This is a genomic window from Embleya sp. NPDC127516 (assembly GCF_044765325.1).
In the GTDB taxonomy this organism is placed as follows: Bacteria; Actinomycetota; Actinomycetes; order Streptomycetales; family Streptomycetaceae; genus Embleya.
The window spans coordinates 1-15,757 of sequence record NZ_JBIWJT010000068.1 but is presented as its reverse complement, the minus strand read 5'-3'; the positions used below and the strand labels follow the sequence as shown (position 1 = coordinate 15,757).

The 15,757-nt window shown below is 71.8% G+C and carries 2 protein-coding genes; both read right to left on the bottom strand.

Annotated features, from left to right (window positions below; genetic code table 11):
* On the bottom strand, positions 1 to 7,331 hold a 7,331-nt coding region (locus ACIRL2_RS50615), incomplete at its 3' end, for a type I polyketide synthase (RefSeq protein WP_402242458.1).
* Positions 7,332 to 7,389: 58 nt separating this feature from the next.
* On the bottom strand, positions 7,390 to 15,654 hold the full coding sequence (locus ACIRL2_RS50610; protein ID WP_402242455.1) for an SDR family NAD(P)-dependent oxidoreductase: 8,265 nt from the start codon (positions 15,652 to 15,654) through the stop codon (positions 7,390 to 7,392).
* Between the last annotated feature and the right edge of the window lie 103 nt (positions 15,655 to 15,757).

The following is a 15,757-nucleotide window of genomic DNA, read 5'->3' as shown; positions in this document are numbered from 1 at the left end:
GCGGTGCCCTGGATCAGGTCGGGAGTCTCTTCCTGGCGGGCGAGGGCGCTCAGGGTGGCGGTGTGGTTGCCGATGATCACCGCGCGGTGCTCGAAGGACGCCCGTCCGGCCAGCACGCGGGCGACCGAGGGAGCACTGAAGTCGGCTTGTGCCGCCAGGTGTTCGTGGAGCTGCCGCGCCTGGTCGCGCAGCGCCTGCGGGGTGCGGGCCGACACCAGCCAGGGGGTCGGAATCGGGTCGGCGACCGGTTCGATCACGGCCTCGGTCCGGGTTCGGTCGGCGTTCGGTGCCTGTTCGACGATGACGTGCGCGTTGGTGCCGCTGACGCCGAAGGAGGAGACGCCTGCTCGTCGGGGGTGGTTGGTGTCCGGCCAGGGTGTGGGTTCGGTGAGGAGTGCCACCGCGCCGGAGGCCCAGTCGATGTGGGGTGATGGTTCGTCGACGTGGAGGGTTTTGGGGAGTAGGCCGTGTTGCATGGCGAGGACCATTTTGATGACGCCGCCGACGCCTGCGGCGGCTTGGGTGTGGCCGATGTTGGACTTCAGGGAGCCGAGGTGGAGGGGGTGTTCGGTGGGGCGGTTGTGTCCGTAGGTGGCGAGGAGGGCCTGGGCTTCGATGGGGTCGCCGAGGGTGGTGCCGGTGCCGTGTGCTTCGACGGCGTCGATCTGGTCGGGGGTGAGGTTGCCCGCGGCGAGTGCCTGGCGGATGACGCGTTCCTGGGAGGGGCCGTTGGGTGCGGTGAGTCCGTTGCTGGCGCCGTCCTGGTTGATGGCGGAGCCGCGTAGTACGGCGACGATGGGGTGGCCGTTGCGTTGGGCGTCGGAGAGGCGTTCGAGCAGGAGCAGGCCGACGCCCTCGCCCCAGCCGGTGCCGTTGGCGGTCGAGGAGAATGCCTTGCAGCGGCCGTCGGGCGACAACGCCCGCTGCCGACTGAACTCGACGAAGGTCAACGGGGTGGCCATGACGGTGACGCCACCGGCGAGCGCCAGCGAGCATTCACCGTTCCGGAGTGCCTGGGAGGCGAGGTGGATCGCGACGAGGGAGGACGAGCACGCGGTGTCCACCGTCACCGCCGGACCCTCGAACCCGAACGTGTAGGCCACCCGACCGGTGGCGACGCTCCCCGCGCTGCCGTTGCCGATGTAGCCCTCGAAGCCGTCCGGCGCGTTCAGATGCAGGCGTGAGCCGTAGTCGTTGTACATGACACCGGCGAACACACCGGTTCGGCTCCCCCGTACGGAGGCCGCGTCGATCCCGGCCCGTTCGAAGGCCTCCCACGCGGTCTCCAGGAGCAGCCGTTGTTGTGGGTCGGTGGCCAGTGCCTCGCGCGGGCTGATGCCGAAGAACTCCGGATCGAACCGTGCCGCGTCGTACAGGAATCCGCCCTGACGCGTGTAGCTGGTGTTCGAGCGCTGCAGGTCGGGGTCGTACAGAGTCTCCAGATCCCAGCCGCGCTCGGTCGGGAACTCGCCGATGGCGTCGGTGCCTTCGGCGACCAGTCGCCACAGGTCCTCGGGCGTGCGGACGCCGCCCGGGTAGCGGCAGCTCATCGCCACGATCGCGATCGGCTCATCCGGGCTCACCGTCGCGCGGGTGGGCGTAGTGGGTACGCGTGCGCCGGGTCGGTCCGACAGTTCGCGACCGAGGTGGGCGGCCAGCGCGCTCGGCGTCGGGTGGTCGAAGACGAGTGTGGCGGTCAGTCGCAGGCCCGTCGCGGTGCTGAGGCGATTGCGCAGCTCGACTGCCGTGAGCGAGTCGAAGCCCAGGTCTTTGAAAGGGCGTTCGGCGTCCACCGTGTCCGGACTCGGATGGCCCAGCACACCGGCCACCTGCCCGCGGACCAGTTCCAGAAGCGTCCGGGTCCGGTCCGTTTCGGCGAGTCCGGCGAGCCGCTCGACCCAAGTCGAGGCGTGCGCAGATCCGCCCAGAGAGCCTGCCGCCTGTGCACGACGGCCGGAGGCGCGGATCAGGTCACGAAGGACGGCGGGAGTGTTTCCGGCGTCGGCCTGGTCGCGCAGTGCGCGGGAGTCGAAGGCGGTCGGCACCGCCGTCGGTTGGGTCAGGAGCAAGGCCCGGTCGAGCAGATCCAGCCCGTGCGCGGTGCTCAACGGCGCGAGGCCGGAGCGCCGGATCCGGCTGCGGTCGGTGGCGTCGAGCGTGTCGGTGATTCCGCTGGTTTCGGTCCAGAGTCCCCAGGCGAGTGAGGTGGCGGGTTGGTGGTGGGTGTGTCGGTGGTGGGCGAGTGCGTCGAGGAAGGTGTTGGCGGCGGCGTAGTTGGCTTGTCCGGGGTTGCCGAGGGTGCCGGCGATGGAGGAGTAGAGGAGGAAGTGGGTGAGGTTGTGGTGGTGGGTGAGTTGGTGGAGGTTCCAGGCGGCGTCGATCTTGGGGCGTAGGACGGTGTCGAGGTGTTGGTCGGTGAGGGTGGTGAGGGTGGCGTCGTGGGTGATGCCGGCGGTGTGTACGACGGCGGTGAGTGGGTGGTCGGTGGGGATGGTGTCGAGGAGTTTGGTGAGCGCGGTGCGGTCGGCGGCGTCGCATGCGGTGATGGTGATCCGGGCGCCGAGTGCGGTGAGTTCCTCTTGGAGTGCTGTGGCGCCAACGGCATCCGGTCCGCTGCGGCTGGTCAGCAGGAGGTGTTTGGCGCCGTGTCGGGTGATGAGGTGTCGTGCGGTGAGGCTGCCGAGGGTGCCGGTGCCGCCGGTGATCAGGATGGTGCCGTTCGGGTCGAGCGGGCGCGCGGTCGGTGCGTCGGGAGCCGGGTTCGGTGTCAGCCGGGTGAGCCGGGGGACGAGCACGGTGCCTGCACGCAGGGCGATCTGTGGCTCATCGGTGGCCAGGGCCGCGGCGAGTGCGGAGGCGGCGCGTTCGCCGTCCGTGTCGGTTTCGATGTCGACGAGGGTGAACCGGTCCGGATTCTCCGCCTGCGCGGTTCGGACGAGGCCCCATTGGGCGGCGGCGGCCAGGCTGTGGATGTCCGCGTCGGCCGTGGTGGCGACGGCGTTCCGGGTGACGAGGATGAGGCGGCTGTCGGCGAGACGATCCTCCGCGAGCCAGTCCCGGACCAACGCGAGCGTGTCGCGAGTGGCGGCACCTACGCCCGCCGGCGTGTCGTCGGATGGCTCGATGGCCGCGACGACGGTTTCGGGGACCGGGGCGTCCTCGGGTAGCCCCGCCAGAAGTGCCGCGAGTGTGGGCCGGATCGCCTCCGCCTTCGCGGCGAGCGGGTGGGTGTCGGCCGCGAGCAGGGTCCAGGCCGCGGCGGGCACGTCGGTCGGCAGCCCGGCGGCGGGGTTCCAGACGACGTGGTGCAGGTGGTTTCCGGCGGTGGGTCCGGAGCGCAACTGCCGGGTGTCGGTGGGCCGGAGGGTGAGGGCGTCGATGGTGGCGACGGGCGTGCCGGCGCGGTCGGTGAGGGCGAGCCTCGCGGTGTGCTCGGCCGTGGTCGTCACCTGTACGCGCAGTGTGGTCGCACCGCTCGCGTGCAGGCGGGCGCCTGTCCAGGCGAAGGGGAGCTGGATGCGCTCGGGGTCGTCGGCGAGCGCGATCAGCGCTAGCGTGTGCAGCGCCGCGTCCAAGAGCGCGGGATGCAGGCCGAACCCGTCCGGGGTGACGCCGTCCGGCAGAGCCACCTCGGCGTACAGGTCGCCCCCGGACCGCCAGGCGGCCCGCAATCCCCGGAACACCGGTCCGTAGGACAGCCCGTGTGTGGCGAGCGAGGCGTACGCGTCGGCGAGGTCGATCGGCGTCGCGTGCTCGGGCGGCCATACCTCGTGTTGCTCGACCAGGTCGCGCGGATCCACCGGCGTGCCGGCCGCGAGCGTGCCGACCGCGTGCCGTGTCCAGGCTTCGGCGTGGTCGGCCGGGAGGCCGGGTTCCGCGTCGTGTTCGCTCCGCGAGTGGATCGTGATCGATCGCCGGCCGGTCTCGTCCGGACCACCCACCGCGATCTGGATCAACACGCCGGCACTCTCGGGAAGCACGAGCGGGGCTTCGAGGGTGAGATCCTCCACGACGTCGAGTCCGACGTGGTCGCCGGCCCGGATCGCCAGGTCGACGAACGCGGCCCCGGGCAACAGGGGTGTGTCCACAATCGCGTGATCGGCCAGCCACGGCTGCGCGCGCAGCGACAGGCGGCCGGTGAACAACAGCCCGTCGCCGTCCGCGGGGGCGATCGCCGCTCCCAGCAGGGCGTGCCCGGCGGCGTACAGACCGGCGGACGTCACGTCGCTCCCGCCGGCCGGCGCCGCCAGCCAGTACCGCTCATGCTGGAACGGATACGTGGGAAGCCCGACGGCGGACTCGCCTGCCGTGAGCAGCGAAGTCCAGTCCGGTAGCCCGTCGAGCAGGCGGGTGTGCGCGACGGCGGCGGTGAACGTGTCCGGCTCGCCGTGCTTGCGGCGCAGGGTCGGGATGAAGACGGATTCCCGACCGGCCGAGGACTGGTCCGCCTGCCGGAGGTCGTCGATCGTCTCCTGCGCGAGGGTGGTGAGGGTGGTGTCGGGTCCCAACTCCAGGTAGGTGGTGACGTTTTGGTGGTGGAGGGTGGTGATGCCGTCGTGGAAGTGGACGGCGTTGCGGATGTGGTTGGTCCAGTAGGTGGGGTCGGTGAGTTGTTCGGTGGTGGCGATGGTGCCGGTGGTGTTGGAGATCAGTGGGGTGTGTGGGGGGTGGTAGGTGAGGGTGCTCGCGATTGTGTGGAACTCGTCGAGGATGGGGTCCATGTGGGGTGAGTGGAATGCGTGGCTGACCTTGAGTTCCTTGGTCTTGTGGCCTGCCGCGCGGGCCTGTCCGGCGATGTGCAGGCAGGCGCCGTGGTCGCCCGAGATCACCGTGGCCCGAGGTGCGTTGTGGGCGGCGATCGAGACCAGGGCCTCGTGTCCGGCCAGCAGTTCGGCCAGCTCGCTCGGCGCGGCGTTGATCGCGATCATCGTGCCGAGGGTGGGTGCGCTCTGCATGAGGCGGGCGCGTGTGGTGACGAGGGTGGCGGCGTCGGGGAGGGTGAGGACTCCGGCGAGGTGGGCGGCGGTGAGTTCGCCGATGGAGTGGCCGATGAGGTAGTCGGGGGTCACGCCGTGGTGGGCCAGCAGGTGGTGCAGTGCGGTTTGGAGGGCGAAGAGTGCGGGTTGGGTGTAGCGGGTCTGGTTGAGGAGTTTGGGGTGGTGGTCGATCACTTCCCGGAGGGGTCGGTCCAGGTGTGGGTCGAGGTGGGCCACGGCCTCGTCGAAGGCGTCGGCGAACACCGGGTACGCGGCGCGCAGTTCGGTGCCCATGCCGGGTCGTTGGCTGCCCTGTCCGGTGTACATGAACGCCGTCGCACCCTTGCCCGGCGCGTACCGGTTTTGCACGACCGAGGCTCCGGTGCGGTTGTCGGCGAGACCGAGCAGTCCGGCCAGGAAGCCGTCCCGATCCCCGGCGACCACGGCCGCCCGGTGGTCGAAGCTGGTCCTCCCGGTCGCCAACGCCCGTGCCACGGCAGCCACATCGGCCTCCGGGTTCGCCTCGATGTGGGCGTGCAACCGGCGCGCCTGATCGCGCAGCGCGTGCGGAGTACGGGCCGAGAGCACCCACGGGACCGGTCGCGGAGCGATGTCGGTCGTAGCACTCCCGGCGGTCGTGATCGCCGCCTGCCCGGTGGTGGCCGCAACCGTCCCGGTGCCGGAGTCGCTGCCGGACTGGGAGTTGGTGTCGGTCCCGGTTTTGTTCGCAATCCCGGCCCCGGTCCCGGCTTCGTTCCCGTTCCCGACCCCGGCCCCGGCTTCGTTCCCGTTCCCGGCCCCGGTCCCGGCTTCGTTCCCGTTCCCGACCCCGGCCCCGGCTTCGTTCCCGTTCCCGGCCCCGGTCCCGGCTTCGTTCCCGTTCCCGACCCCGGCCCCGGCCCCGTTCCCGACCCCGGCCCCGGCCCCGTTTCCGATCCCGGCCCCGGGCCCGGTCGGCTCCGCGTCGGCCTGCTCGATGATCACGTGGGCGTTGGTGCCGCTGATCCCGAACGACGAGACGCCGGCCCGGCGCGGGTGGTCGGTCTCGGGCCACGGTTCGGCCTCGGTCAGCAGGGTGACCGCGCCGGCGGTCCAGTCCACGTGCGATGACGGCTCGTCCACGTGCAATGTCTTGGGCAGCACGCCGTGCCGGATCGCCTCGACCATCTTGATCACGCCCGCGACACCCGCCGCCGCCTGGGTGTGGCCGATGTTCGACTTGATCGAGCCGAGCCGCAGCGGCAGTTCCGCGGGCCGATCGATGCCGTACGCCTCCAGCAGCGCGTGTGCCTCGATCGGGTCGCCGAGCCTGGTCCCGGTGCCGTGAGCCTCCACCGCGTCGACCTGATCCGGCGTCAGCCCCGCGTCGGCCAGCGCCTGGCGGATCACCCGCTGCTGGGACGGCCCGTTGGGGGCGGTCAGTTGGCTGCTGGCGCCGTCCTGGTTGACCGCCGAACCGCGCAGCACCGCCAATACCGGGTGCCCGTTGCGCCGGGCGTCCGACAGTCGTTCCAGCAGCAGCAGTCCGGCACCCTCGCTCCAGCCGGTACCGTCCGCGGCGGACGCGAACGCCTTGCAGCGGCCGTCGGCGGCGAGACCACGCTGCCGGCTGAATTCGACGAACGTCGCCGGGGTGGCCATCACGGTGACCCCGCCCGCCAGTGCGAGCGAGCATTCCCCCTGCCGCAGCGCGTGCGCCGCCAGGTGCAGTGCCACCAACGACGACGAGCACGCGGTGTCCACGGTGACGGCCGGGCCTTCGAGGCCGAAGGTGTAGGACACCCGGCCGGACGCGATGCTGCCCGCGCTGCCCGCGACCAGGTAACCCTCGAAGCCGTCCGGAACGTTCGCGTGCAGCCGCGACCCGTAGTCGTTGTACATCACGCCCGCGAACACGCCGGTACGGCTGCCGCGCAGCGAGGTCGGTTCGATCCCCGCGCGCTCGAACGCCTCCCACGCGGTCTCCAGGAGCAGCCGGTGCTGCGGGTCGGTGGCGAGCGCCTCGCGCGGACTGATCCCGAAGAACTCCGGGTCGAACCCGTCCGCGTCGTGCAGGAAGCCGCCCCGATTCGTGTACGAGCTGCCGACCCGATCCGGGTCCGCGTCGTACAGCCCGTCCAGGTCCCAGCCGCGCTCGGTCGGGAAATCGCCGATGGCGTCGGTGCCTTCGGCCACCAGCCGCCACAGGTCCTCCGGTGTCCGGACGCCGCCGGGGTAGCGGCAGCTCATCGCGACGATCGCGATCGGCTCCTGCGCCTTGGTCTCAAGCTCCTGGAGCCGGCGCCGTGCCTGGCGCAGGTCGGTGGTCGCGCGCTTGAGGTAGTCGCGAAGCTTCTGCTCGTTCGTGGTCGTCATGCGAAGTCAGCCCCCTTGAGGCAGCCAGTGGTCGTGGGACGGGTCGGCGCGGGTCTGCTCAGAGTTCGTTGTCGAGGGCCTCGAACAGCTCGTCGTCCGTCGCCGAGGCGAGGTCGTCGTCGGCGCCGTCGCCCGTGCGGGTGGTGCCGTTCCAGGTGCGGAGCAGGGTTTGCAGCCGGCCGGTGACCGCCGAATGGTGGTCGAACCCGGTCCCGCCGGTTGCGGTCAGCGAGGCGAACACGGCGTTCAGCCGGTCCAGTTCGGCGAGCAGCGAATCGGCTGGACCGGCCGACTGGGAGGTCGGCGCGAGTCGGCTGCGCAGGTAGCCGGAGAGCGCATGGATGGTCGGGTGGTCGAAGACCAGCGTGGTCGGCAGCCGCAACCCGGTCGCACCGCCGAGGCGGTTGCGGAATTCGACGGCGATGAGGGAGTCGAAGCCCAGGTCGAGGAAACCTCGCGACGCGTCGATGGTGTCGGGCGTGGGGTGTCCGAGCACGGCGGCGGCCTCGGCGCGGACGAGTTCGAGCAACAACCGGCCCTGCTCGGGCTCGGCCGAAGCGGCGAGCCGTGCCCGAAGCGCAGTCGGATCGTTGCCCTCGGCCTCGCGCCGGGTTCGTTTGGCCGGTACGCGGACCAGGCCGCGCAGGATGGCGGGGGTCGTCCCGGCGCTCGCCTGGGCGCGCAGCGCGGCCGGGTCCAGGCGGGCGGGCACGGCCGTCGCGTGGCCGGCACGCAGTGCGGCGTCGAACAGGCCGAGCCCCTCCTCGCCGCCCATCGGCGTGATCCCGACCCGGGACATGCGCCCGAGGTCGGCGGCGTCGAGGTGGCCGGTCATCGCGCTGTGTTCGGCCCACAGGCCCCAGCCGAGCGAGGTGGCGGGCAGCCCGTGCGCCCGGCGGTGCTGGGCCAGCGCGTCCAGGAAGGCGTTGGCCGCCGCGTAGTTGCCCTGGCCGGCGGTGCCCAGCGTCGCGCTTACCGACGAGTACAGGACGAAATGGGTGAGGTCGAGGTCGCGGGTGAGTTCGTGCAGGTGCCAGGCGCCGTCCACCTTGGGCCGCAGGACCACGTCGACGTGCTCGTCGGTGAGCGCGCCCAGGGTGGCGTCCCGCACGGTGCCGGCGGCGTGCACGACGGCCGTCAGGGGGTGCTCGGCGGGGATGGTGCGCAACAGGGCGGCCAGGGCCGCGCGGTCGGCCGTGTCGCACGCGGCGATGGTGATCCGTACGGTCGGCGAACCGAGTTCGGCGGCAAGTTCCGCGGCGCCGTCGGCGTCCGGGCCGCGGCGGCTCGCCAACAGCAGGTGTCCGACGCCGTATTCGGTGATCAGGTGCCGGGCGACCAGCCGACCCAAGGCGCCGGTACCACCGGTGATCAGCACCGTCCCTCCGGCGGCGGGCGGCGTGACGTGCCCTGCCCCGACCGCGCCGGAGCGCACCAACCGGGGTACCAGTACCGCTCCCGCCCGCACCGCGAGTTGCGGCTCGCCGGAGGCCAACGCCGCGCCGAACGCGAGCCGGGAGGCTTCGTGCCCGTCGAGGTCGACCAGCACGAATCGATCCGGGTGCTCGGTCTGCGCCGTACGGACCAGGCCCCATTGCGCGGCGGCGGCCAGATCGTGCGGATCCTCGTCCGAACGGGTGGCGACGGCGTCGCGGGTGACCAGGACCAGGCGGGTGTCGGCCAGACGTTCGTCGGCCGACCAGGCCTGGAGCAGCGCCAGGGTGTCCCGGGTGGTGGCGTGCACGCTCGCCACCCGGTCGCCGACGTGGGAGACGATCACCGCGACCACGGTCGCCGGGGCGGGTGTGTGCCGATCCAGGCCGGCCTGGAACGCCGCGAGGTCGGCGTGGGTCGCCGCCGCGTCCGGGGCGAGCGGGTCGGTCTTCGGCGCCAGCAGCGTCCAGCCGGAATCGTTCGCGTCCCCGACTTCGGCCGCGCGCCTCCACTCGACGTGGTGGAGATGTTCGTCGCTCGCCGGCCGCGCGGTGTACGGGCGCAGCGCAAGGGTGTCGATCGTGGCGACGAGCTTGTCGTCGGTGTCGGTGAGGGTGAGCGCGGCGGTGTTCCGGACGGTCGTGAGCCGGACCCGAAGGGTGCTCGGACCGGGCCGACCCGTCCGGTGCAGGCGAGCCCCGGTCCAGGTGAACGGGAGCGGCACGCGGTCGGGTTCGTCGGCGAGCGCGGCGAAGGCGAGCGGGTGCAGCGCTGCGTCCAGGAGGGCCGGGTGCAGGCCGAATCCGGCGGGCTCGATCTCCTCGGGCAGGCGCACCTCCGCGTAGAGGCGGTCGTCGCCCAGCCGCCACACCGCGTGCAATCCCTGGAAGGCGGGTCCGTACCCGAGACCGGCGGCGCCGAGCGTGTCGTACAGCGCGTCGACGTCCACGGCGGTGGCCTCCGGCGGCGGCCAGGCCGAGGAGACGCCTTCGCCGGCCGGCTCGGGTTCGTCGATGTCCCACGAGGTGACCACCCCGGACGCGTGCACGGTCCACGCCTGACCGTCGTCACCGCCCGCCTCGGACTGCTCGGACCGGGAGTGGATGGTCACCGTCCGTCGGTCCGAGTCGTCCGCCTCGCCCACCGCGACCTGGATCTGCACGCTTCCGGTGTCCGGCAGCACGAGCGGCGCGTGCAGCGTCAGTTCCTCGACGCCGTCGTGGCCGAAGTGCTCGGCGACGTGCAGGGCGAGGTCGAGGAAGGCGGTGCCGGGGAGCAGGGTGGTGTCGAGGACGGTGTGGTCGGTGAGCCAGGGGTGGGTGGTGCGGGAGAGGCGTCCGGTGAGGATGAGTCCGTCGTTGTCGGCGAGGGGGAGGGCGGCGGCGAGGAGCGGGTGGTCGCTCGCGTCCAGCCCGGCGGCGGCGACATCGGTATCCGCCCGTGCCTGGAGCCAATACGGCTCGTGCTGGAACGCGTAGGTGGGCAGATCCTCGACGATCGGGCCGTCGGCGTCGAGCAGGGTGCCCCAATCCGCGGTGCTCGTGCCCAGCCGGGCCTGTGCGACGGCGGTGATCAGGACCGGGGCTTCCGGGTGCTTGCGGCGCAGGGTCGGGATGAAGTCGGACGACGCCTCCTCGGCAGGGCCACCCGATCGCAGGCTTTCGACGGTGTCCCGGGCGAGGGTGGTGAGGGTGGTGTCGGGGCCGAGTTCGAGGTAGGTGGTGACGTTTTGGTGGTGGAGGGTGGTGACGCCGTCGTGGAAGTGCACGGCGTGGCGGATGTGGTTGGTCCAGTAGGTGGGGTCGGTGAGTTGTTCGGTGGTGGCGATGGTGCCGGTGGTGTTGGAGATCAGGGGCGTGTGGGGGGAGTGGTAGGTCAGGTCGGCGGCCACGGCGTGGAACTCGGAGAGGATCGGCTCCATGTGGGGTGAGTGGAATGCGTGGCTGACCTTGAGTTCCTTGGTCTTGTGACCGGCCGTGCGGGCTTGTTCGGCGATGTGGAGGCAGAGTTCGCGGTCGCCTGAGATGACGGTGGCGTGGGGTGCGTTGTGGGCGGCGACGGAGACCAGGTGCTGGTGACCGTCGAGGAGTGCGGCCAGTTCGTTGGGCGCGGCGCTGACCGCGATCATGGTGCCGCCGGTGGGTGCGGTTTGCATGAGGCGGGCGCGTGTGGTGACGAGGGTGGCGGCGTCGGGGAGGGTGAGGACTCCGGCGAGGTGGGCGGCGGTGAGTTCGCCGATGGAGTGGCCGATGAGGTAGTCGGGGGTGATGCCGTGGTGGGTGAGGAGGTGATGGAGGGCGATGTGCAGGGCGAAGAGTGCGGGTTGGGTGTAGCGGGTCTGGTCGAGGAGTTCGGGGTGGTGGTCGATCACCTCGCGCAGAGGTGTGTCCAGGTGCGGATCGAGGTGGGCGACGGCCTCGTCGAAGGCGTCGGCGAACGCCGGGTACGCGGCGCGCAGTTCGGCGCCCATGCCGGGTCGTTGGCTGCCCTGCCCGGTGTACATGAACGCGGTCTTGTCGGCGCGGGTCACGGGTCGCCTCCGGACCGTCGTCGGGCCGGTCCGCCCCTGGGTGAGGGCGGTGAGGCCGGTTACGAAGTCCTCGTGAGCGGTGCCGATCACGGCCGCGCGGTGGTCGAAGGTGGTCCGTCGGGTCGCCAGGGTGCGGGCGATCGCGGCGGCATCGGCGTCGGGACGCGCGGTGACGTACGCCCGCAGCCGCTCGGCCTGATCGCGGAGTGCCTGTGGGCTGCGTGCGCTGAGTACCCACGGCACAGGTAGGGCGATGGCGGCGTGGTGCCCGCCCGGCTCCGGCTCCGACTCCGGTCCCTGGTCCGGCTTTGCCGGCTGTGTGGGTGCCTGCTCGATGATGAGGTGGGCGTTGGTGCCGCTGATGCCGAAGGAGGAGATGCCGGCGCGGCGCGGGTGGTCGGTCTCGGGCCAGGGTTCGGCATCGGTGAGCAAGGTGACGGCGCCGGCGGTCCAGTCGACGTGTGGTGACGGTTCGTCGATGTGCAGTGTCTTGGGCAGAACGCCGTGCCGCATGGCCAGCACCATCTTGATCACGCCGGCGACACCGGCGGCGGCCTGGGCATGCCCGATGTTGGACTTCAACGAGCCTAGGTAGAGGGGGTGTTCGGCGCGTCGGTCCTGGCCGTAGGTGGCGATCAGCGCCTGTGCCTCGATCGGGTCGCCGAGTTTCGTACCCGTTCCGTGGGCCTCCACCGCGTCCACCTGATTTGCCGTCAGACCGGCACTGGCGAGAGCCTGGCGGATCACCCGTTGTTGGGAGGGGCCGTTGGGTGCGGTGAGTCCGTTGCTGGCGCCGTCCTGGTTGACGGCGGAGCCGCGCAGGACGGCGAGGATGGGGTGTCCGTTGCGTTCGGCGTCGGAGAGCCGCTCCAGCAGCAACAACCCGGCGCCCTCGCTCCAGCCCGCGCCGTCGGCCGAGGCGGAGAAGGACTTGCATCGGCCGTCCGGGGCCATCCCGCGCTGGCGGCTGAACTCGATGAACACGTTGGGCGTGGCCATCACGGTGACGCCACCGGCGAGCGCGAGCGTGCACTCGCCCTGCCGCAGGGCCTGCGCGGCCAGGTGCAGCGCGACCAGCGACGACGAGCACGCGGTGTCCACACTGACCGCCGGGCCCTCCAACCCGAAGGTGTAGGACACCCGGCCGGACGCGACGCTGCCCGCGCTGCCGTTGCCGAGGTAGCCCTCGAACCCTTCCGGTGCCCGACTCAGCAGCCGCGACCCGTAGTCGTTGTACATGACGCCGGTGAATACGCCGGTACGGCTGCCGCGCAGCGAGGTCGGTTCGATCCCCGCGCGCTCGAACGCCTCCCACGCGGTCTCCAGCAGCAGTCGCTGTTGCGGGTCGGTGGCGAGCGCCTCGCGCGGACTGATCCCGAAGAAGTCCGGATCGAACCCCTCGGCGTCGTACAGGAACCCGCCCTCGCGGGCGTAGGACCGACCGGCCCGCGTGGGATCCGGGTCGTACAGCCCGTCCAGGTCCCAGCCGCGTCCGGTGGGAAAGTCGCCGATGACGTCCTTGCCGGCGGCGACCAGGTCCCACAGATCGTTCGGCGTACGGACGCCGCCCGGGTAGCGGCAGCTCATCGCCACGATCACGATCGGATCGTCGTCCGCCGCCCGGACCGGCCCTACCGAGCCGGCCGCTGCGTCGCCGTCCGGTACGCCCAGGACCTCCGAGCGCAGGAATCCGGCGAGTGCGGCGGGCGTCGGGTAGTCGAAGATCAGGGTTGCGGGCAGTCGTACACCGGTCGTGCCGGTGAGCCGATTGCGCAGTTCGACGGCGGTCAGCGAGTCGAAGCCCAACTCCTTGAACGTGCGCTCGGTGTCAACGACTTCGGACGTGGTGTGACCCAACACGACGGCCACACCGGAACGGATCACTCCAAGCAGCTCGCTCTCGCGGCGTTCGACGGGCAGGGCCGCCAGCCGTTCGGCCCAGGTGCCGGCTGCGGTCGACGTCGGATCCGCCACCCGCCGAGCCGGGACGCGGACCAGGCCACGCAGGACGGCGGGGATCGGACCGGTGACCGCCCGGGCGCGCAGTGAACCCGGGTCCAGGCGGGCGGGCACGGCCGTTGGGCGGCCGGCCCGCAGGGCGGCGTCGAACAGGCCCAGCCCCTCGTCGGTCGCCAACGGTACGACGCCGCCCCGGGACATCCTGGCCAGATCGGTCCCGTCCAGGTGTCCGGTCATCCCGCTGCTTTCGGCCCACAGGCCCCAGGCGAGGGAGGTGGCGGGGAGGCCCCGCGCGTGGCGATGCTCGGCCAGCGCGTCGAGGAACGCGTTCGCGGCGGTGTAGTTGCCCTGTCCGGCGTTGCCGAGCGTTGCGGTGACGGAGGAGTAGAGGACGAAGTGGCTGAGGTCGTGGTCGCGGGTGAGTTCGTGCAGGTGCCAGGCCGCGTCGACCTTGGGCCGCAGGACCGCGTCGAGATGCTCGCCCGTCAGGCCGGTGACGACCGCGTCGTGCAGCGTGCCGGCGGTGTGGACGACGGCGGTGAGGGGGTGGTCGTCGGGGATGCCGCCGAGGAGGGCGGCAAGTGCCGGGCGGTCGGCGGTGTCGCATGCGGTGATGGTGATCTGCGCGCCGAGTGCCGTGAGTTCGGTGGCGAGCTCGTCGGCCCCGTCGGCGTCGGGGCCGCTGCGGCTGGTCAACAGGAGGTGCTTGGCGCCGTGGTCGGTGATCAGGTGTCGTGCGGCGAGGCGGCCGAGGGTGCCGGTGCCGCCGGTGATCAGGACGGTGCCGTCCGGATCGAGCGGGCGCACGGTCCGAGTCTCGGCGACGTCGACGCTCGCTCGGACCAACCGAGGAAGGAACACGCTGCCTTCGCGCAGAGCGAGCTGCGGTTCGCCGGAGCCCAGCGCCGCGCCGACCGCCGCCACGGAGGAGGCGTGGCCGTCCGTGTCGATCAGTACGAAGCGGTCCGGGTACTCCGCCTGGGCGGTGCGGAGCAGGCCCCACAGCGGCGCGCCGGCCAGACCGGGCACCTCCTCGCCCACCTTCGCGGCGACCGCGCGATGTGTCAGCACCGCGAGTCGGGAGGACTCGAACCGTGCGTCGGCGAGCCAGGATTGCACCACGCGCAGAACGTGTCGGGTGCCGGTGTGGGCCTGCCCGATCGGGTTCGGCGGAGCGGATTCCGAGGGGGGCACCGTGATCAGCACGACGTCCGGCACGCCGGACCCGGCCTCGACGGCGGCGTGCAACTCGGGCCAGCCGGCGTACGTGCTACCGACCGCGACGGAGTGGTGGGCGGGGCCGGCAGGCTCGGTGAACGCAGTGAGAGTCGCCACCGTCGGTATGGCCTCGGCGGTGAGTGGCGTCGGGACCCAGTCGAGGTGATGGAGCGAACCGGCGCCGCTCGTGCCGGTCTTGGCCAAGCCTCCGTCCGGGGTCGGACGGAGGGCCAACGACTCGACGGACAACACCGGTTCACCCGTGGCATCGGTCACGGAGAGGGCGAGCGCGTCGGGCCCGGCGGGGGCCAGGCGGACGCGGAGCGTGGTGGCACCGGTGGCGAGCAGGCGCACACCCCGGAAGGAGAACGGCAACCTCGGCCCGCCGGGCGACCCCGGCCCGGTGTCGGTGTCGAGCCCCGCGTGCAGCGCGGCGTCCAAGAGTGCCGGATGTATGCCGAACGCAGCGGCGTCATCACGCTGTTCGGCGGCGAGGGCGACCTCGGCGAAGCGCTCGTCGCCGACCCGCCAGGCGGCTCGGACACCCTGGAAGGCCGGGCCGTATCCATACCCGACGGCGGCCAGCGCCGCGTACAACTCGTCGGCGTCGATGACGGTCGCGTGCTCGGGAGGCCATGGCGCTGCGGCGAAGGATGCGGTGCGTGCAGCGGCGTTGGGCGCCGCGAGAGTGCCCGTGGCGTGTCGGGTCCAGGGTTGGTCGGTGTTCGGGTCGTCGGTGCGGGAGTGGATGGTGATGGTGCGTCGGCCGGTGTCGTCCGGGGCGGCGAGGGCGACCTGAAGCTGGACGGCTCCGCTGATGTGGACGATCAGCGGGCTTTCGAGGGTGAGTTCCTCGACGGCGGGTGCGTCGGTGGCCTCGGCGGCGTGCAGCGCGAGGTCGACAAACGCCGTGCCGGGCAGCAGCACGGTGTCCAGGACGGCGTGGTCCGCGAGCCACGGGTGGGTGCGCAGCGAGATCCGACCGGAAAAGAACCGCGCGCCGGATTCGGCGAGTTCGACCGTGGCCCCGAGAAACGGGTGTCCGGATGCGCTGAGTCCGGCGGTGGCGACGTCGGTGTTGCCGGGGCGCACGTCCAGCCAATAGGACCGACGCTGGAAGGCGTAGGTGGGGAAACCGGGTTCGGGCTCGGTGTGGCCGCCCGTCGGGATATGCGAGGTCAACGCGCCGTCGATGCCGTGGGTGTGCAGGGTTGCCAGGCTGGTGGTGAAGCGGTGGTGGGTGCCTTGGTCGCGGCGGAGGGTTTCGATGACGTGGACGTTGTGG